18 protein-coding genes are annotated in these 17711 nt (G+C 71.0%); 8 read left to right on the forward strand and 10 right to left on the reverse strand.

The annotated features are described in order from the left end of the window. Positions 1–86: 86 nt before the first annotated feature. Positions 87–1637 (reverse strand): phospholipase D-like domain-containing protein, encoded by a 1551-nt coding sequence (locus KGD87_RS22755; RefSeq protein WP_284662518.1) that lies wholly within the window; start codon positions 1635–1637, stop codon positions 87–89. A 131-nt stretch (positions 1638–1768) separates the two neighbouring features. Next, positions 1769–2008, reverse strand: a complete 240-nt coding sequence (locus KGD87_RS22760; protein WP_176412007.1) for a chaperonin — start codon at positions 2006–2008, stop codon at positions 1769–1771. A gap of 470 nt (positions 2009–2478) precedes the next feature. On the opposite strand from KGD87_RS22760, the gene KGD87_RS22765 reads away from it, so the two are divergent. Then, positions 2479–3054 carry a hypothetical protein gene (locus tag KGD87_RS22765; protein ID WP_284662519.1) on the forward strand — a complete coding sequence of 192 codons (576 nt, stop codon included), beginning with the start codon at positions 2479–2481 and terminating at the stop codon, positions 3052–3054. 26 nt (positions 3055–3080) lie between these two features. Then, a complete protein-coding gene (locus tag KGD87_RS22770) occupies positions 3081–3866 on the forward strand; it encodes a hypothetical protein (protein WP_284662520.1) in 786 nt (261 codons plus the stop codon). 16 nt (positions 3867–3882) lie between these two features. Here KGD87_RS22770 and KGD87_RS22775 read toward each other — a convergent pair whose 3' ends face one another. The 8 genes from KGD87_RS22775 to KGD87_RS22810 form a co-directional block, all read right to left on the reverse strand. Further along, positions 3883–4338, reverse strand: coding sequence for a hypothetical protein (locus KGD87_RS22775; protein ID WP_502887956.1), 456 nt, complete (start codon positions 4336–4338; stop codon positions 3883–3885). After that, on the reverse strand, positions 4335–4979 hold the full coding sequence (locus tag KGD87_RS22780; RefSeq protein WP_284662521.1) for an anti-sigma factor family protein: 645 nt from the start codon (positions 4977–4979) through the stop codon (positions 4335–4337). The genes KGD87_RS22775 and KGD87_RS22780 overlap by 4 nt, the downstream gene beginning before the upstream one ends. Positions 4980–5051: 72 nt before the next feature. Beyond that, positions 5052–5666: an RNA polymerase sigma factor gene (locus KGD87_RS22785; protein ID WP_176412009.1), complete on the reverse strand. Its 615-nt coding sequence runs from the start codon at positions 5664–5666 to the stop codon at positions 5052–5054. An 81-nt stretch (positions 5667–5747) separates the two neighbouring features. Continuing rightward, complete coding sequence (locus KGD87_RS22790) at positions 5748–6680, reverse strand: Immediate early protein ICP0 (protein WP_502887957.1); 933 nt, start codon at positions 6678–6680, stop codon at positions 5748–5750. A gap of 70 nt (positions 6681–6750) precedes the next feature. Then, a complete protein-coding gene (locus KGD87_RS22795) occupies positions 6751–7245 on the reverse strand; it encodes a hypothetical protein (RefSeq protein WP_284662525.1) in 495 nt (164 codons plus the stop codon). Then, positions 7238–8152, reverse strand: a complete 915-nt coding sequence (gene hemF / locus KGD87_RS22800) for an oxygen-dependent coproporphyrinogen oxidase (protein WP_284662527.1) — start codon at positions 8150–8152, stop codon at positions 7238–7240. Before hemF ends, KGD87_RS22795 begins: the two co-directional genes overlap by 8 nt. A gap of 83 nt (positions 8153–8235) precedes the next feature. After that, positions 8236–8994: a hypothetical protein gene (locus KGD87_RS22805; RefSeq protein WP_284662528.1), complete on the reverse strand. Its 759-nt coding sequence runs from the start codon at positions 8992–8994 to the stop codon at positions 8236–8238. A 91-nt stretch (positions 8995–9085) separates the two neighbouring features. Next, positions 9086–9376: a DUF3467 domain-containing protein gene (locus tag KGD87_RS22810; RefSeq protein ID WP_176415596.1), complete on the reverse strand. Its 291-nt coding sequence runs from the start codon at positions 9374–9376 to the stop codon at positions 9086–9088. 75 nt (positions 9377–9451) lie between these two features. Between KGD87_RS22810 and KGD87_RS22815 the strand changes: the two genes are divergently transcribed. From KGD87_RS22815 to KGD87_RS22840, 6 genes are all read left to right on the forward strand, one after another. Continuing rightward, complete coding sequence (locus tag KGD87_RS22815) at positions 9452–10258, forward strand: alpha/beta hydrolase (protein ID WP_284662530.1); 807 nt, start codon at positions 9452–9454, stop codon at positions 10256–10258. A gap of 65 nt (positions 10259–10323) precedes the next feature. Beyond that, positions 10324–11052, forward strand: coding sequence for an ABC transporter ATP-binding protein (locus KGD87_RS22820; protein WP_284662532.1), 729 nt, complete (start codon positions 10324–10326; stop codon positions 11050–11052). After that, the gene (locus KGD87_RS22825; RefSeq protein ID WP_284662533.1) at positions 11049–13589 is read left to right on the forward strand and encodes an ABC transporter permease; all 2541 of its coding nucleotides are present in this window, start codon (positions 11049–11051) and stop codon (positions 13587–13589) included. Before KGD87_RS22820 ends, KGD87_RS22825 begins: the two co-directional genes overlap by 4 nt. 3 nt (positions 13590–13592) lie before the next feature. Next, positions 13593–14831, forward strand: a complete 1239-nt coding sequence (locus KGD87_RS22830) for a lipocalin-like domain-containing protein (RefSeq protein WP_284662535.1) — start codon at positions 13593–13595, stop codon at positions 14829–14831. A 189-nt stretch (positions 14832–15020) separates the two neighbouring features. Beyond that, positions 15021–15896, forward strand: coding sequence for a toxin-antitoxin system YwqK family antitoxin (locus KGD87_RS22835; RefSeq protein WP_284662537.1), 876 nt, complete (start codon positions 15021–15023; stop codon positions 15894–15896). 162 nt (positions 15897–16058) lie between these two features. Continuing rightward, positions 16059–17654: a ligand-binding sensor domain-containing protein gene (locus tag KGD87_RS22840; RefSeq protein WP_284662538.1), complete on the forward strand. Its 1596-nt coding sequence runs from the start codon at positions 16059–16061 to the stop codon at positions 17652–17654. Positions 17655–17711 lie beyond the last annotated feature (57 nt).

Raw genomic sequence — 17711 nt, forward strand, 5'->3', positions numbered from 1 at the left:
ACCCGCCGGCCATGCCCGTGCCTCCGGGCCCGTCCCAAGGCAGGCGGGCGGGCGGGCCCCTGGCGGCTTGCCGCCTCCGCGCGCGGCTACCCTTCGTCCTGCGCGCAGGGAAGGATGGCGCGGTGCGGACGCTCGGTGCCCGTGCCCACCAGCCAGCGCGACAGCAGGCGGACCCCGGAGGCGAACAGCCCGTCCTCGGCGCGGTGGAGCGCCTCGAAGAGGGACTCGTCCAGCACCGACGCCTCCGGGTCGATGATGAGCTCCTCCGGCTCCAGCGACTTGAGCAGCGGGCTCTGGTCGAACACCGTCGACATCGGGTGGACGCGCAGACGCTGCAGCCCCATGACGGCCACGTCGTCCAGCCACTCCACCAGTCCGCTGTCCGCTGCCGTCAGCAGTCGCAGGGCCGCCAGGCCCTCCAGCCCCGCGTGCTCGGCCATCAGCGACACCCGGATGCGGCGGATGGCGCGCATCGTCGCGTCGTTCGGCGCCTCCGCCTCCCAGCTCAGGTTCAGCTCCGAATCCAACCCGAGGCTGCGGTTGGTGGTGTTCGCCGAGCCCAGCGTGAGGAAGCGGTCATCCACCACCATCACCTTCGAATGGATGTACGTGTAGATGTCCACGCCAGTGCGCGCGTCGTGCCCCGCGGAGCAGTACACGCCAAAGGCATGTCCCGTCTCGTGCGCCACGCGCTCCAGCGCGCGCAGCAGCCGCACCTGGGCAATGCCCATGGCCAGCTGTTCACGCAGCGCCTCCGGCTGCCGCGGCAGCACCAGGACCACCTGCAGCCGTCCTCGCCCGGGGGACCGCATGCGCTTCACCAGCGCCTGGAAGATGGCCCGCGAGGAGAAGTACTGGTTTTCGATGTAGATGAAGCGCTCGGCCGAGTCGATGGCGTCCAGGTACAGCGCGGCCACCTCCTGCACCGCGGGCTGCGGCGGCAGGAGCGTCTTGCCGAAGGTGCGGCTGATGGCCACCGGCCCCGGCGGCGCCGGCAGGCTCGGCGTGAAGTCCACGTCATCCCGAGCCACCCTGGGCAGCCGCAGCTCCCCGCCGCCGGAGTGCGCCCAGCGCGCCTCGAACAGCTCCGCCAGGCGGTCCACCACCGGCCCTGTCAGCACGGACTGCACGTCATGGTAGGGGCCGTGAGGGTCCCTCCCGCTGTCACAGCGCAGCTCCGAGCGCACCGGGTGGTCCCGGTCATCCCACCGGCAATCACAGACATCCATGCCGCCGGCGAAGGCCACCGCGCCGTCGATGACGACCAGCTTCTGGTGATGCGCGCCATACAACGGGCTGGAGGCATCGAAGCGGAAGCACACCTGCCCGTTCGCCGTCCAATTGAAGATGAGCCGCTGCATCCACTCCCGCTCCATGGCGAGCAGCAGGCTGAAGTCCCACGCCAGCACGTAGACGCGCAGCTCCGGGTTGGCCCGGCACAGCGCGTCCAGCATCGGCAGCAGCCGTGACTCGCCGCGCGCCTCGCGGAGGTCCTCGCCTCGCAGCAGCGCCACGTCGCTGTCGAACTGCCAGCCGGTAATCGCGATGGAGTGACGGGCCTTCTGCGCGGCCCGGTACAGCTCCCGGTAGTAGTCGCGCGCGTCCACCAGCACGCCCGCGTCGCTTGCCTCCTCCACCGTCCAGCAATTCCGTCCGGGACTGATGATGCGTCTCACAGGTGCGTCCCTTCCCGTCCCCGCCTCTGCCGCCCTCACCTGGCGCCACCGCCAGGCCCTCCTGCACCGCACACGCCCCGGATTGGCGCGTGTCAGCCAACGAAGACGATGTGCTTGCCCGTGGCGACCGTCATGTCCTTGGAGGACATCACCTGCGCCACCTTCTTCACCTCGCCGCCCACCGTGTCGAAGGCCGCCGCGATGAGGTCACCCAGCGTCACCTGCACCTGGCGGGCGCTCCGGCCAGCCCCCTTCACCGCGCTCGCCGTCGACACCTTCATCTGCTGGGCCTTACGACGGATGACCTGTCCACGCTTCTGGGTCTTCGCCATGATTTCGTCTCCAAGGGTGAGGGGTTTGCTTGTGCTGCTCCCTTCAGCAACCGGCGTGCCGAGCGACAACCCCGCGATTTTCCGAGGGTCGGCTGCTTGCACCCCCGCCTCGGGGACTGGACTTCTGACTTTTTTTCAGCCCTGTCCTGGCAGCCTCCCGACGGAAGTTCTTCCAGGAGGCCTGGAGGCGGCGTCCGGCCGCTGGGGCACTTGCGCCGGGGCAGGTTGCCCCGCCGGGGCATCCCGCCCCACGCGGCCCACGGAGGCCCGCTCCCGCGCGCCGCGTGGCCTCACGCTCACTCACAGCGAAGGCCAGGTCACCTGGCTTCATACCGACCGCGCGGGTCGCTCTTGCGCCACGGGGAATCCCATATCGAATCTTTCGGAAAATTACAGACATGTGAGTCTATTTGAAAATATCGGGAAAAGCCGCTTCAATGCGTGTCACTCCTCACGAGGGCGTTAACCGTATGGAATTGAAGACCCCCACCAGCGCCACCGCGCCGGCCCTTCAGCCCGTGTCGTTCCAGGGCATCGAAGTCGTCGGACAGTCGATTCTCGCCATCGTCAACGGCATGGAGCTCGCCCAGTCACGCGCGTTGCGCATCCTGGGGGAGAACGGCATCTCGCCGCTGAAGGCGGATGCCTGGTACCCCATGCCCGCCCTGCTGAAGTCGTTCCAGCTGGTGTTCGACAAGATTGGCCCCAGCACGGTGAGGACCATTGGCCGGAAGATTCCGGACAGCGCGCACTTCCCGCCGGACATCGACACGCTGGAGAAGGGCCTGCGCGCGGTGGACCTGGCGTACCGGATGAACCACCGCGGCAAGGGCGCCATTGGCGGCTACCGCTTCGAGCCGGTGGACAAGCGAAACGCTCGCATGGTGTGTGACAACCCCTATCCGTGTGACTTGGACCTGGGGCTCATCGAGGCCATTGGCGACCGGTTCCGCCCCAAGGATTCGCTTTGGGTGCGTATTGAACATGAGGCCAAGAGTTGCCGGCGACGCGGCGACAGCGCCTGCACGTACTGCATCAACTGGTAGAGGCAGACACCCCAGGGAGGTCCATCATGAAGGAAGTGCTCCAACACATCGCCGTGCGCGAGGCGCGCTTCGCAGCGCACCCCTTCTTCTCCGACATGCGGATGGACCGCCCCATTGAACAGGTGATGGCCTTCGCGCCGCGGCTGACGTTCTGGGTGATGACGTTCCAGGACGTGCTGCGCCTCAACGCGCACTTCATCCAGGACGCGCACTTCAAGGCGCTGGCCACGCGGCACCATGCCGAGGAGGGCGGGCATGACCAGTGGTTCGAGGAGGACATCTCCGCGCTCACCGGCGGCTCGCTCAGCATCGGCAGCATGTACGGCCGCGCGCACGTGAAGACGCGTGACGCGGCCTACGCCATCATCAGCGAGGTGTACCGTCCGGTGGATGACCGGCTGCGCATCGTCCTGCTGTGGGCGCTGGAGTCCACCAGCCACGTCTTCTTCAGCCGCACCGCCATCATCAGCGCGGCGCAGGGCGCGGACGACCGGCTGAAGTACTTCTCCGACCACCACATGCAGGCCGAAGCGCAGCACGCCATGTTCGAACAGGAGCTGGCGGCGGAGCTGGAGGCCATGCAGCTGTCCCCCCAGGTGCGCGCGGAGGCCCTGGCCATGGTGGACCGCATCTACGCGGCGTTCGACACCATGTTCGACGGGCTGCGCGTCCACCTGGAGCGGGAGCACGCCGAGCCCCCCGCACCGGGCCTCCAGCCGCACACCGCCACCGAGGAGGTCCTCCCCCTGGAGCTGGAAGAGGACCTGGAGGTCATCGTCCTGGAGGCGGACGGGGAAGCTCGCGCCGCCTGAGGCGGCGCTGGGGGAGCTACCGCGCGGGAGGGGAGAGCACGAGGATGAGCTCCCCGCCCACGTACTTGCCGGCCTTCTGGTAGACGGCGCCCTGGCGGCCCAGCTCCACGTCCAGCGTGGGCTGCCGGGGGATGGCCACGCGCACCGTGGCCGTGCCGTCCTTGATGCCAGACAGCTGCAGCGTCGCGTTGGCGCCGTTGGGCAGCTTCACCTCGGAGGCGCTCTTCGCGCTCACCGTCAGCACCTCCTGAGAGAGGCGCTTGAAGGAGGTGAAGCTGAAGTTCTGCTTCTGGAACTGCTCCTTCATCTTCTCCAGCTCGGGCGGGTCGACGTCGGTGCCCTTCTTCGAGGCGAGCACCACTTCGACCTGGACCTGGACCTTCGCGTCTTGTGCGCTGGCGGCCATGGGCACCACCAGGCCCAGCCCCAGCAGCGCCCACAGCATCCGGCCCGACGACACGTGTCTTCTCACAAGGAACCTCCCGACGGCCTGGGGGCGTCGGGAGCCGGGCGCGCGGGGCCGCTGCGCCCGCCTGCGTCTGGCTGACCGAGCCCCGTCTGGTCCTGCCGCTCACCCTTCTCCGCGCCGGGAGACAGGACGTCCGAGTCCTCGTCCACCAGCCAGATGATGGTGCCCCCATTGTCCGTCTCCATCACCACCGGCGCCACCTCGGCGTTGCGGTAGGGCTGGATGGACTTCACCGTCATGCGCTCGGAGGCGTACCCCACCGGCGCCCGGTCGCTCATCAGCAAGGGCACGCCCACCAGTACCAGCACGGCCGCGGTGGCCAGCGACGAAATCATGGCGGTGCGCTGGTAGAGGAACATTTCGGACACTGCCAGCTTCAGCCGCTCCATGAGGGGCGGCTTGTCCGGCGTCACCCGCGCCATGACGCGCTGGGTGAAGTCCTTGAAGTCCACGTCGTCCACGGCCATGTCCAGGCCCACCCGCAGCAGGCCGGATTCCGCGCGCAGGTCCGCCGCCCGTCCGGTGCAGTCCCGGCAGGCCGCCAGGTGCCGCTCCACGTTGACGCGCTCGCCGGAGCTCAGCTCTCCGTCGACGTACGGGGACAGCATGGGGACGAAACGCTCACACGCGGGATTACCGGCCATTGAATCCACCTGCTCGCTGGAAGGGGCTGCGAAACTTGGGACGGGCAGGTCCCTCAGATATTCGAGGCCCGCTCACTCACTGCCCACGCCGCTCTTCGCTTCGTCCAACTCCAGGTATTCACTGAGGATTTTCTGGACCTTGGCCCGGGCATGGAAAAGCCGGCTCATCACCGTGCCCTTGGGGATGTCCAGGGTGCGGGCGAGGTCGTCGTAGGACATTCCCTCGATTTCCCGCAGCAGGAGGATGGCCCGGTGCTTCTCCGGCACCGTGGACAGGGCCTCCTGGATCTTCTCCGCCAGCTCGCGGCGCAGGGCGCTCTTCTGGGGATTGGTGCCCAGCCGGCTGCCCAGGGCGCCGATGCGGGCCTCGGACAGGTCCACGGCCTGGTTCTCGTCGAACTCCACGGCCTCGCCGGCCCCGCCACGCTTGCGGATGACGTCGATGCAGATGTTGACGGTGATGCGGTAGAGCCAGGTGTAGAAGGACGAGTCGCCCTTGAAGTGGTCCAGGTACTTGTAGACCTTGACGAACGCCTCCTGGGAGACGTCCATCGCTTCCTCCTTGTCCTTCAGCATGCCCAGCGCAACGGCGTACACCTTGCGCTGGTAACGCTCGACGAGGAGTTTGAAAGCGCGCTGGTCGCCGGTCCGGACGCGCTTGACGAGAGTGAGGTCGTCGGTTGCCAAGTGGGTGCGGCAACCTAGCACAAGCGGACACAATCCAAGGAGTTTCGCACCGGCGAAGGCGCCGCCGCCGGGCCGCCGGGCCTAGAGGTTGACGAGCGCCGCCACGGCCAGCGCGATGGCCAGCAGCGCCAGCAGGGCGCCGAAGGTCACCCGGTCCCACTGCCCCTCCGCCACCGCCCCGTCGTCCGGCCCCGAGCGGAAGCGGTGCAGCACGTTCCACAGCATCCGCGCGCCCAGCCGTCCGTTCGTCCCGCGCCGGCGCCGGGCGTCCCCGTCTTGCCCCGCGTCCTCTGATGAAGCGGCCTCGTCGCGCCGCAGGGCGGGCATGACCGGGCCATGAAAGGTCGTGGCCGCGCGGGTACCGGCCGCCTGGACAAGCGCCTGCTCGGCCGGCCGGGCTGCTTCCTCGGAGTGGCGCACCTCGGGAGGCGGCTCCAGCCGCACCTCGGCGGCCCGCGTCCGGGCCTCGGCGGGGGTGCGGGCTTCCATCACCCACAGGCCCCGCGTCACGCCGTCCTCGCCGGTGTGCGCGTCCCGCAGCTCGGCGAAGCCCTGCCCCTCCAGCGCCTCGCGGAAGGCCGCGCGCGCCTCCGGCTCCGGCGGGTGCCGCGCCGCCGCCGTGGCGTAGGCCGTGTAGAACGCCCACAGCCGCGTGGCCCGCTCCGAGCCCGACACCTGCGGGGGCGACAGGTGCGACGCCAGCAGCGCCGCGTCCGCCCCGAAGCGCTGCCCCAACGCCTCCTGCCCTGGCGTGTCCTCCAGGCCCGGCGGCACCAGCTCCGCGACCGACTTCACCGGCGCGCGCTCCTGGCCGCCGATGGGCGGGTGCAGGGGCGGCGGCGCTGGACGACGGAAGTTGTCCCCCGGCCGGGGCGGCGGCGCCGGTGGGCCCCAGTCCTGTGGCCGAGGCCCCTGCACGCCCGGACCGTCGGGACGTCTCGAGCCGCCGCCTCTCTCCAGTGAGCGGAGGGCGCGGTCAATCACGTTGGGGATGCGGAAGGAGGACATGGGCAATGCCTCACGCTGGCTTGGGGTCCCGGCCTGTTGATTCTCGGCGGGCGGAAGCGCCGGGTTGCGCGGTGGACTACTCGCCCTCGCGCTCCACCTCGATGGGCGTCGTCATTCCGTTGGCATCCAGACGAACGCGGTAGAGGGAGTTCAGCCCGTCGCCGTCGAAGTCCCCCCGCGCGAGGCAGGACACCTCCGGCTCACCCACGGGGCTCTCCTGCACCACCACCTGGTACTGGAAGTGGACCTTTCCGTCGGGCTCGAAGCCAATCCGGTGAAAGGTCTCATCCTTGGGGAAGGGCACGGCCTTGCCACCGCGTGGAATCTCCTTCGGCGTGGGGCCCGCGGTGACGTAGACGCCGTGCTCGTCACGGTGGGCCTGGACGGCGTCACACAGGGCGAGCACGTTGACGCGGGCCTCGGCGTCGCTGGGGGGCGCCACCTGCGTGGCGGGGCGCCCTCCCGAATACTTCTGCATCAGCATGTAGCCCGACACCGCCACGAGCGCGACGAGGACGAGGATGGGATGGGCCGGCTTCCGGACCGGTGTCGAATCATTCCAATCATCCATTAAGGCCTCCTTGCGCCCAGTCACGCGGCTGGCGCAGCACCTCCACCAGCCGTGCCTCCGGGGTGCCGGGCTCGGGGTGGTAGTCATAGCGCCAGCGGACCTGCGGCGGCAGGGACATGAGGATGGACTCGGTGCGCCCGCGCGTCTCCAGGCCGAAGACGGTGCCCCGGTCATAGACGAGGTTGAACTCCACGTAGCGCCCGCGCCGCACCTCCTGCCAGAAGCGCTGCCCCTCCGTCACCGGCGTGTCCTTGCGCCGCTCGGCGATGGGCAGGTACGCGTCCAGGAAGGCCCGGCCGCAGTCCTGGATGAAGGCGAACTCCTTCTCCAGCGCCCCGCCCATGTTCTCGAAGAAGATGCCGCCCACCCCGCGCGTCTCCTCGCGGTGACGCAGGTAGAAGTACTTGTCGCAGGCGGCCTTGAAGCGCGGGTAGTAGCCGGCGTCGTGCTTGTCACAGGCGGCCTGGTGCACGCGGTGGAAGTGCGCCGCGTCCTCTTCATAGAGGTAGTAGGGCGTCAGGTCCGCGCCGCCGCCGAACCACGCCTTCCCGCCCTGGTGGATGAAGCGGTAGTTGGCGTGCACGGTGGGCACATGCGGGTTGCGCGGGTGCAGCACCAGGGACATGCCGCCCGCCCAGAAGTGGCGGCCCTCACCCTGGAGCTTCTGCGCGAACTGCTCCTCCAACTCGCCGTACACCACGGACGTGTTGACGCCGGCCTTCTCCAGCACGGCGCCGTCCTCCAGCACCCGGCTGCGTCCACCGCCACCGCCCGGCCGGGTCCAGGAGTCCTCGCGGAAGCGCGCCGAGCCGTCCAGCCGCTCCAGGCCGCCGCAGATGTCGTCCTGCAGCGACCGGATGAAGCCCGTCATCCGCTCCTTGAGGCTCTCCACGTCCACCGTCGTCATTCGCGCTCCCGAAGGCTCGGCGCGCAGGGGCGCCCGCGTCAGGCCTACACCAACTTCCCGGCCCCGGGGAGAACTCCCGCGCGCTACTGCTGCATCGAGTATTCGTCCGGGGCCTCGAAGTCCACGGGCGGGACGGCCGGCGCCATCTGCCCCGCCGCGTCGAAGGCCTGGATGCGGGCCCGGTAGCTGCGGCCGTCCTCCATGGCGAAGGTGCCGCTGCAGGCCTCATGGCCGATGAAGGCGGTGTTGTTGCTCACCGGCACCACGTACTGCTGCACGCTGGGACCAGGGCGGCGCGGCTCCAGCTTCACCACCAGGTAGGCCGGGCTGGACTCCTTCAGCGACAGGTTGAGGCGCACGAAGCGGGCGGTGCCCTGCGCGGTGCGGCGCAGGAAGCCCTCGGAGACGGCGGGCCGCTTGAGCCAGCGCGGCGCCTGCTTGTCCGGCCCCGTGCCCGTGCGCCACTCGGGCAGCATGGTGCCGCGGCCGTTGAGGAGCGCCACGTTGGGCAGCGACTCATCCACGCGCAGCGTGTAGCGCTTGTCCTCCTCCATGGCCCCGGCCGGCTTGAGGATGACGGTGACGCGGCCCAGGCTGCTCTCCCAGCCGCGCTGCACCGCCACCTCGACGACGTGGCTGTCCGACACCAGCCGCAGCTTCTTCCCCACCAGCGCGGCCACCTGGGGGCGCGCGGTTCCGACGCCTTCCAGCAGGAAGCGGGAGTTGGTGGGGATGATGGAGCCCGGTGTGGGGAAGAGCTGCACGCCATCCCCCAGGCACTGAGCCGCGGCGGAAGAGGCGTAGAGCAATACGAGCAAGGGGACCAGGAATCTCAGCACCATGGCCCCAAGTCTGCGCGCCACCGGGCCCGAAGGCCAGCGAAGCGGCCGTGGAAACACACGACGTGCGGGTTGCTCCCGGCGAAAACGGCGCTCAGTGCATGCCGCCGTCTTCCTCTGGAACCGCGATGGGGCCGAACTTCGCCTCGTAGCGCTGGATGTTGTCCTGCATGGCCGCCACCAGGCGCTTCATGTGCTTGGGGTTGGTGATGATGCGCGAGCGCACCCGGGCCTTGGGCTGCTGGGGCTGGACGTAGATGAAGTCCAGGGTGAACTCGGTGTCGGAGTGGTTCACCAGGGCCATGTTGACGTACTGACCATTGGCCACGTCATCGTCCAACTGAATCTGCAACTGCATGTCCGGGGGCTTCGGAGTGTCCGCCATGAGGCAGGGGGCATAGCGCCTGCGCTCGCGCGTGGCCAGTGTCACGGCGTGAGCCCGTTCCCAGAAGCCGCCCCCATGGACCCGCGAAAGACGGCGCCCTTCGAGCTGGGCCGGGGCGAGGACGCGTGCCTGCTCCTGCACGGCTTCACGGGGAGCCCCTGGGACGTACGGCCCCTGGGCGAGGCCCTGGCGGCCCGTGGACTGCGCGTGGTGGCGCCGCGCCTGCCCGGCCATGGCACCACCCCCCAGGCCCTGCTCGACGTCACCTGGCGTGACTGGCTGGCGGCGGCGGAGCACGCCCTGCACGCGCTCCGGGGGCACCGGAGTGTGTTCGTCGCGGGCCTGTCCATGGGCGCGCTGCTGGCGCTCGGGCTGGCCGCGCGGCATCCGGAGGCCGTGCGCGCGCTGACGCTGGTGGCGCCCGCGGTGCGCTTCCGGGGGCCGCGCATGTTCCTGGTCCGGCAACTGGCGCGCACGCCCGTTCTGGAGTGGACACACTCGTGGGTGGAGAAGACGGGCACGGACATCTCGGACCCGGAGGCGCTGGCCCAGGCGCCGGTGCTGCCCGCCTTTCCCGTGGCCCGGCTGCGTGACGTGTGCACGTTGCAGGCGCTGGCCATCCGGGACACGGCGCGCGTGCGCTGCCCCACCCTGGTCGCGGTGGCGGAGCAGGACCACGTCGTGGACCCGGAGGGCGGGCGGTGGCTCGCACGGCGCCTCACCGCGGCGCCGTCGGTGCGCGTCCTGTCCCTGCGGCAGGGGTTTCACGTCATCCCTCGGGACGCGGCGGGGCCCTTGCTGGCGGCGGAGGTGGGCGACTTCCTGGCGCAGCAGCGGAGCGCCTCGGGGTGGGAGTCCGCGGCGCCCGCCGCTGGCGCCTGAGTGGGGTGCGGGCATGCGCCGAAGGTCGAGCGACGGACAGGGCATTTGTGTATGGAGAAGCCCCCATGTCTCCGCCCGACTCTCCGCCCCTGGTCGAACTGCGCGACGTCACGAAGGCCTACGCCGAAGGCGACACCACGCGCGAGGTGCTCTCCGACGTGCGGCTCTCCCTGCGCCGAGGCGAGTTCGTGGTGCTGCTGGGGCGCAGCGGCTCGGGCAAGTCCACGCTGCTCAACCTCATCAGCGGCATCGACCTGCCCAGCCAGGGCGAGGTCCGCGTGGATGGCCGCGACCTGGGACGGCTGAGCGAGCGCGAGCGCACGCTGCTGCGGCGCGAGCGCATCGGCTTCATCTTCCAGGCCTTCAACCTGCTCCCCACGCTGACGGTGGAGGAGAACGTGCGGCTGCCGCTGGAGCTCAACGGCCATGGCGGCGCGGAGGCCAGCGCGCGGGCGCGGGCGTTGCTCGAACAGGTGGGGCTCGGCGCGCGCGCCAACAGCTTTCCGGACCGGCTGTCCGGCGGCGAGCAGCAGCGCGTCGCGGTGGCCCGCGCGCTGGCGCATGAGCCACCGCTGTTGCTGGCGGACGAGCCCACCGGCAACCTCGACGAGGCGACGGGACGGCAGGTGCTGGACCTGCTGGAGGCGCTGACCCGGAAGGGCAACACCTGCGCGCTCGTCGTCACCCACGAGCCCGGCCTGGTGACCCGCGCGCACCGCGTCCTGACGATGGAAGGCGGCCGGTTGGTGGAGGTGGAGCACACGCCCACCCACGCGCTGAGGGAGGCGCCGTGAAGGGGCTGCTGGTCCGCTCCAGCCTGCGCCACCTGGGCCGCCACCCGTGGCTGACGGCTCTGTCGCTGCTGGGCATCGCGCTGGGCGTGGCGGTGGTGGTGTCCATCGACCTGGCCAGCGGCAGCGCCCTGCGCGCCTTCGAGCGCTCCACGGACGCGGTGGCCGGACGCGCCACGCACCAGCTCCTGGGCGGCTCCACGGGCGTGCCGGAGGCGGTGTACCAGGCGCTGCGCGTGCGCCCCGGCGCCCCCGTGGCCGCGCCCGTGGTGGAGGGCTACGTCCAGGCGGCGGTGGGCGACAAGCGCACGCTCACCGTGCTGGGCGTGGACCCCTTCGTGGAAGGGCCGTTCCGCGACTACGCCCGGGGCGAGGCGGTGGGCAACGTGAGCGCGCTGCTCACCGAGCCGGGCGCGGTGATGCTGAGCGCCCGCGCCGCGCGCGCCCTGGGCCTGTCCACCGGCGACACGCTGCCGGTGCGCCTGGAAGGGCTGGAGAAGCCGCTGCGCGTGGTGGGCCTGCTGGAGCCCGCGGACGAGGACACGGCGCGGGCCCTGGAGGCGCTGGTGCTCACCGACGTGTCCACCGCGCAGGAGCTGCTGGGGCACACCGGCCGGCTGACGCGCGTGGACCTGCGGCTGACCGGCGGCGACGCGCAGGAACAAGCCTTGGCGGCCACGCTGCCGCAAGGCCTGGAGCTGGTGCGCGCCGCCGCGCGGGCGGGCACGGTGGAGCAGATGACGCGGGCCTTCCGCACCAACCTCACCGCGCTGTCGCTGCTGGCGCTGGTGGTGGGGATGTTCCTCATCTACAACACCATGACGTTCTCCGTGGTGCAGCGGCGCGGCCTCTTGGGCCGCCTGCGCGCGGTGGGCATCACCCGCCGCGAGCTCTTCGCGCTGGTGCTGGGCGAGGCGGCCGTGCTGGGCGCGGTGGGGACGGTGGCGGGGCTGCTGCTGGGCGTGTTGCTGGCGCGAGGGCTGGTGGAGCTCGTCACCCAGACGCTCAATGACTTGTACTTCGTGGTGAGCGTGCGGCGGCTGGCGCTGGAGCCCTTCACCCTGTTCAAGGGGCTGGCGCTGGGGCTGGGCGCGACGCTGCTGGCGGCGCTGGTGCCCGCGTGGGAGGCCGCGCGCTCCCCCCCGGTGACGACGATGCGCAGGTCCACGCTGGAGGACGTGTCGCGCGGACGGGCGCCCCGGCTGGCGCTGCTGGGCCTGGGGGTGCTGGCCGGGGGCGCCGTGCTGCTGCGGTGGCCCACCCAGGCGCTGCTGCCCGCCTACGGGGGACTCTTCTCGGTGCTGCTGGGCGCGGCGCTGCTGGTGCCCTGGGCCACGCAGACGGTGTCCTCGCTGGCGGCGCGGCCGCTGGGCCTGGCCTTTGGTCTGCTGGGGCGCATGGCCGCGCGCGGCGTACACACCAGCCTCAGCCGCACGTCCGTGGCGCTGGCGGCGCTGATGGTGGCGGTGGCCACCACGGTGGGCGTGGGCCTCATGGTGTCCAGCTTCCGGGGAACGGTGGTGTCGTGGCTGGACACCTCGCTCCAGGCGGACGTGTTCATCTCGCCGCCCTCGCTCGTGGCGCGGCGCGGCGGCGCGACGCTGCTCCCCGACCTGGCGGAGACGCTGCGCGACACGCCGGGCGTTGCGGGCAGCAGCACCCTGCGCGTGGCGAACGTGCGCGTGGACGGCGTGCCCACGGACCTGATGGCCGTCGACTTCTCGCGCACGCCGGTGCGGCCCTACACCTTCAAGCAGGGCGACGCGGAGACGGCGTGGCGCGAGCTGGAGTCCTCGCCCGACACGATTCTCGTCTCGGAGCCCTTCGGCTTCCACCGCGACGTGGGCCTGGGGGACACCGTGCGACTGGCCACCGACAAGGGGCCTCGCGACTTCCGCGTGGTGGGCGTGTACTTCGACTACGGCTCCGACGTGGGCACGCTGCTGCTGCCGCGCACCACCTACGAGCGCTGGTTCGACGACCGGGGCATCAGCGGCGTGGCGCTGTATGCGGCGCCCGGCCAGGACGTGGACGCGCTGGTGGCCTCGGTGCGCGAGCACGCCGGAGACACCCAGGCGCTGCTGGTGCGCGCCAACCGCTCGCTGCGGCAGGCGTCCCTGGACGTCTTCGACCGCACCTTCACGATTACGCAGGTGCTGCGGCTGCTCGCCATCGGCGTGGCCTTCGTGGGCGTGCTGAGCGCGCTGATGGCGCTGCAACTGGAGCGGGCGCGCGAGTTCGCCGTGCTGCGCGCCACCGGCCTGACGCCGGAGCAGCTCTGGGGACTGGTGTCGCTGCAGACAGGGCTGCTGGGGCTGCTGGCGGGGCTGTTCTCCGTGCCGCTGGGCGTGGGGCTGGCCTACGTGCTGGTGCACGTCATCAACCAGCGCTCCTTCGGCTGGACGCTGCAGCTGGCCCTGACACCCCAGACGCTGGTGCAGGCCGTGGTGCTGGCGCTGGTGGCGTCGGCGCTGGCGGGCCTCTACCCCGCCTGGAAGATGGCGCGCGCCAACCCCGCGCTGGCGCTGCGGGAGGAGTGACACATGAGCAACGGCCGGGGACTCCTCGTGGGAACGGCGGTGGTGCTGGTGGGACTGACGGCGGCGGTGGTGGCGATGACTCGCGAGCAGCCCCTGCCCGCGCTGCGCCAGGGCGGCACGCTGACCGTGGCCGGCGCCATGAGCGGCAGCACGGAGGGCTACGCGCGCGCGGAGGAGCCCCGGGACTTCCACTTCCCCGAGGACCACGGCCCGCATCCGGAGTACCGCACGGAGTGGTGGTACTGGACGGGCAACCTGGAGACCGAGGACGGGCGCGCCTTCGGCTACCAGTTCACCCTGTTCCGCAACGCGCTGGCCCCCAAGGCCGCCCCGCGCGACTCCGCCTGGGGCACGAGCCAGGTCTACATGGGGCACTTCACGGTGACGGACGTGGCCGGCGGCGGCTTCCACGCCTCGGAGCGCTTCAGCCGCGTGGCGCTGGGCCTGTCCGGCGCCACCGCGCGACCCTTCAAGGTGTGGCTGGAGGACTGGGAGGCGGTCAGCGCGGGCCCGTCCACCTGGCCCCTGCGGCTGCGCGCGCAGACGGACACCGTGGCGCTGGAGCTGCTGCTGGAGCCGGGCAAGCCGCCGGTGCTCCATGGAGACCGGGGCCTGAGCCAGAAGAGCGCGGAGCGCGGCAACGCGTCCTACTACTACTCCATGACGCGCATGCCCTCGCGCGGCACGGTGCGGGTGGACGGGCGCACGTACCCGGTGACGGGCAATAGCTGGATGGACCGCGAGTGGAGCACCAGCGCGCTCGGCGCGGACCAGGTGGGCTGGGATTGGTTCTCGCTCCAGCTCTCCGACGGCAGCGAGCTGATGTACTACCAGCTCCGTCACCGGGACGGCTCGCCGGACGCGTTCAGCTCCGGCCTGTGGGTGCCCCCCGAAGGCGCGGGGGAAGCGGTGCACGTCGGCCGCGACGACATGAAGCTCACGGTGCTGGACACCTGGAAGAGCCCGCGCAGTGGCGGCGAGTACCCGTCACGCTGGCGCATGCAGGTGGAGTCGCTGGGCCTGGACCTCACCGTGACACCGCGCCTGGCGGACCAGGAGCTCCCCGTCACCGTGCGCTACTGGGAGGGCACGGTGGACCTGGAGGGGACGCGCGCGGGCCAGCCCGTCACGGGGCGTGGCTACGTGGAGCTGACGGGCTACGCGGACACGCAGGGGGCTCGGCGCAGGGAGTCCCAGGCGCGCGGCACGCCGGAGGCGGAGACCCGGCGGAACATCCGGTAGCCAATCCTCGCCTCCAACCCGGGGGCATCCCGTTCGCCAACTCCAGACAGCCGGAACCGCCGAACGGCCAGGGCAAACGCTTTGCCGCCAGCCTGGATTGCCTGGGCCTCCGCTCCAGTGGCACGAAGGAGGTGTCAGGGGCCTTCACCGGCGCGTGCCCGGTGAGAACGGGAGCGGACCATGCAACGGATGCGAGCGAGCTTTCTGATTCGGGGCGTGGACGGCAGGCTGCGACATGGCCATTCGCTCTTCTCGGGCCTGGCGTATTCCTTGAGGCACGACGGCACGCTGGACTCGCTGACGTCGGTCTCGGAAGGGGTCCTCACCGGCCCCTCCGCCGACTGGCTCCCGCTGCCCGAAGGCGGGCTGCGTGTGAACAGCGCCCTGCTGGAGCTGCCCGAGGACTACGGCCCTCGCCTCTTCCAGGGCCGGCCCTTCACGGGCGTCGCCCATGCCTTCACGCGCAACGGCTACTGCACCTCCGAGGTGGAGTACGCGGGGGGCTTCGCCACCGAGCTGGCCGAGCGGCGCTGGTACGTGTCGGGACAACCCAAGATGCGCGTGGACGGCGGTGAGTACACGTCCTGGTTCCCCGACGGACGCCTCCAGCGACGGGGCTTGAAGGGCGAGCTCGTCTACGGCCTCAACACGCGGGACGACGGCCACCTGCGGGAGCTGGTGCTGCGGGACGCGCGCTTCCTGGACATGGAGCTGTTGAGCGCGCTGACGCCAGCGGAGGAGCTCCAACTGCTCGGCGGCGCGTTCGACACGGCGATGCTGCACACGCTGCGGGAGCAGACGGACATCGGCGCCGTCCCGAAGCTCCGGCTGGTCCAGACGCGCGTGAGCGCGGAGGGCGTCGAAGTCCTGGCCGCCTTCAGGAACCTGCGGGAGGTCTGGTTCGACGGCAACCCGGGCCTGGGACTCCAGGAGGCCCGGAAGCTCGAGCGGCTCCGGCCCGGCTGCGTGGCGCACCACGTGGACCCCGACGCGCTCCCGCCCGTGCGCAGGCCTCGCGCCCTGTCCTCCGCGGCCAGCGGACACACGGCACGGGCCCGGGGGTGAGGCGTCCGGGTTCCTCGTGAGGGCAGCGCGGGACCCTGCCGCTTCCTCTGCCTTTCCCTCCCCCCGCGAGGCTCGCCATTCAATCCCTGGCACCTTGCTTGCCTCTGGAGTCAGGACGCGAAGTGACGCGTCCAAAGACAGACTCCGGAGGCGGACCCAGGTATGAGCGGACTTGAACAGGGCAAGTGGTGGGCGGGCGTGCTCGGGCTGACGTTGCTGCTGAGCTGTCATGGCGGCGAGCAGCTCCAGTCGCCGCCGCCCACGGATGATGGGATTGGCGACGAGAACGAGCAACCTCCCCCCGAACAGCCGGGAGACCCGCCTCCGGACGAAGGCGAGGACCCGCCGCCCGTGGAGCCCGACGCGGGCACGAATGGCCCCGTGGGCGACGGCGGCGAACCCATTCCTCCGGACAGCGAGAGCTGGCGCTTCTGGGGCACCGCCGAGGGCGGCCCTCGCGAGGTGCTGGGTGTCACCCAGGACGAGGGCGGCAACCTCTGGGTCGCGGGCGGCGAGGACGGCCTGTGCCTCCTGCGTCCGGGCGCCGCCGCCCTGCGCTGCTACACCCTGGCGGACGGCCTGAAGCCCTGGGCCCCGTGGAAGGGCAAGGACCCGGCGCCCGAAGCGCGCTACCTCAAGGTCCTCTCGGTGACGGGGGGCCCCGCGGACACCGTCTTCGTTGGCTACGAGGGCCGGCCCAACTGCGAGAGCGAGTTCTACAAGGCCCCCGGCGTGTTCGAGGACCCCGCCATCTTCAAGAGCGGTGACGCGGACCGCGTGGAGCTCCAGGCGGACGGGACGCTCCGCGTGGTGCACTACGACCTCCACTCGCCCGCGCACTCGGTGCCCGGCTACGGCCACCGCGAGAAGCTCTGCTCGGTGAACCGCATCGTCTGGGACAAGGCACGCAACAGCCTGTGGTTCGCGTCCAACCACGGCCTGGCGTGGGGTGAGCCCGACTACCAGGGCGGCGAGGCGTGCTCCAACGCCGAGGTCATCGCCGCCAACGCGTGGGTCTACACGGGGGGCGAGAAGCGTCAGCGCTGCAAGTTCGGCGTCATGGAGCACATCCATCCCGCCATCGCGATGGGCGACGGCACCAGCGAGGACAGCCGGCTCGCCGGAGACGTCTGGGGCGTGGCGGTGCGGCCCGACGGCGACGTCTGGCTGGGCACGCACATCCGGACCACGCGGTTCAAAATCATGACCAACGCCGTGGGCCACGAAGGCACCGGCGCCCCGTGGAACTTCGAGGCGGCGCGCAAGCAGAGCGAGGAGAAGAAGCACCGCGCCAACCGCATCGACCTGTGGCCAGACGCCGTGGCCGAGCCCCAGTACCCCACCCACGCGCAGCGCAAGGACGACCTGGTGAGCGACCTGGCGCTGATGCCGGATGGCACCGTCTGGGTGTCCAGCTTCGCGTGGGGCCTGGCGAAGCTGAACGACGCCGGGCTGGTGACGGGCTACCTGCTGGAGGGCGACGGCGACCGCAACGTCTCCTCGCTGGAGCTGGACTCGCGCGACGGCAGCCTCTGGATTGGCCACCGCTGGGGCAGGGGCCTGATGCGCCTGCAGCCCGACGGGCAGCTCAGCAGCCACAACGGGGAGCTCGGCGGGCTGTCCGCCCTGCCCGTCTGGGACATCCAGATGGTGGGCAGCGGTGACGCCCGCAAGGTGCTGGTGGCCTTCAGCGCCCAGCGGGACGCGGCGGGCGCCATCGTCCGCCCCGGCGCCATCGGCATCTACAGCGGGAAGTAGGCAGACCGCCTGGCTGCCTCCCGTGCCTGCCAGGGGCGCGGGAGGCACTTCCTTCGG

It is taken from the genome of Myxococcus sp. SDU36 (assembly GCF_030168875.1).
GTDB lineage: Bacteria > Myxococcota > Myxococcia > Myxococcales > Myxococcaceae > Myxococcus > Myxococcus vastator.

What these genes read in the sequence shown, in the direction of transcription:
- KGD87_RS22795 (WP_284662525.1), bottom strand. Translation starts at nt 7,245, where the DNA reads ATGGATGATTGGAATGATTCGACACCGGTCCGGAAGCCGGCCCATCCC.
- KGD87_RS22805 (WP_284662528.1), bottom strand. Translation starts at nt 8,994, where the DNA reads ATGGTGCTGAGATTCCTGGTCCCCTTGCTCGTATTGCTCTACGCCTCT.
- KGD87_RS22770 (WP_284662520.1), top strand. Translation starts at nt 3,081, where the DNA reads ATGAAGGAAGTGCTCCAACACATCGCCGTGCGCGAGGCGCGCTTCGCA.
- KGD87_RS22765 (WP_284662519.1), top strand. Translation starts at nt 2,479, where the DNA reads ATGGAATTGAAGACCCCCACCAGCGCCACCGCGCCGGCCCTTCAGCCC.
- KGD87_RS22780 (WP_284662521.1), bottom strand. Translation starts at nt 4,979, where the DNA reads ATGGCCGGTAATCCCGCGTGTGAGCGTTTCGTCCCCATGCTGTCCCCG.
- KGD87_RS22815 (WP_284662530.1), top strand. Translation starts at nt 9,452, where the DNA reads ATGGACCCGCGAAAGACGGCGCCCTTCGAGCTGGGCCGGGGCGAGGAC.
- KGD87_RS22820 (WP_284662532.1), top strand. Translation starts at nt 10,324, where the DNA reads ATGTCTCCGCCCGACTCTCCGCCCCTGGTCGAACTGCGCGACGTCACG.
- hemF (WP_284662527.1), bottom strand. Translation starts at nt 8,152, where the DNA reads ATGACGACGGTGGACGTGGAGAGCCTCAAGGAGCGGATGACGGGCTTC.
- KGD87_RS22840 (WP_284662538.1), top strand. Translation starts at nt 16,059, where the DNA reads ATGAGCGGACTTGAACAGGGCAAGTGGTGGGCGGGCGTGCTCGGGCTG.
- KGD87_RS22760 (WP_176412007.1), bottom strand. Translation starts at nt 2,008, where the DNA reads ATGGCGAAGACCCAGAAGCGTGGACAGGTCATCCGTCGTAAGGCCCAG.
- KGD87_RS22830 (WP_284662535.1), top strand. Translation starts at nt 13,593, where the DNA reads ATGAGCAACGGCCGGGGACTCCTCGTGGGAACGGCGGTGGTGCTGGTG.
- KGD87_RS22835 (WP_284662537.1), top strand. Translation starts at nt 15,021, where the DNA reads ATGCGAGCGAGCTTTCTGATTCGGGGCGTGGACGGCAGGCTGCGACAT.
- KGD87_RS22810 (WP_176415596.1), bottom strand. Translation starts at nt 9,376, where the DNA reads ATGGCGGACACTCCGAAGCCCCCGGACATGCAGTTGCAGATTCAGTTG.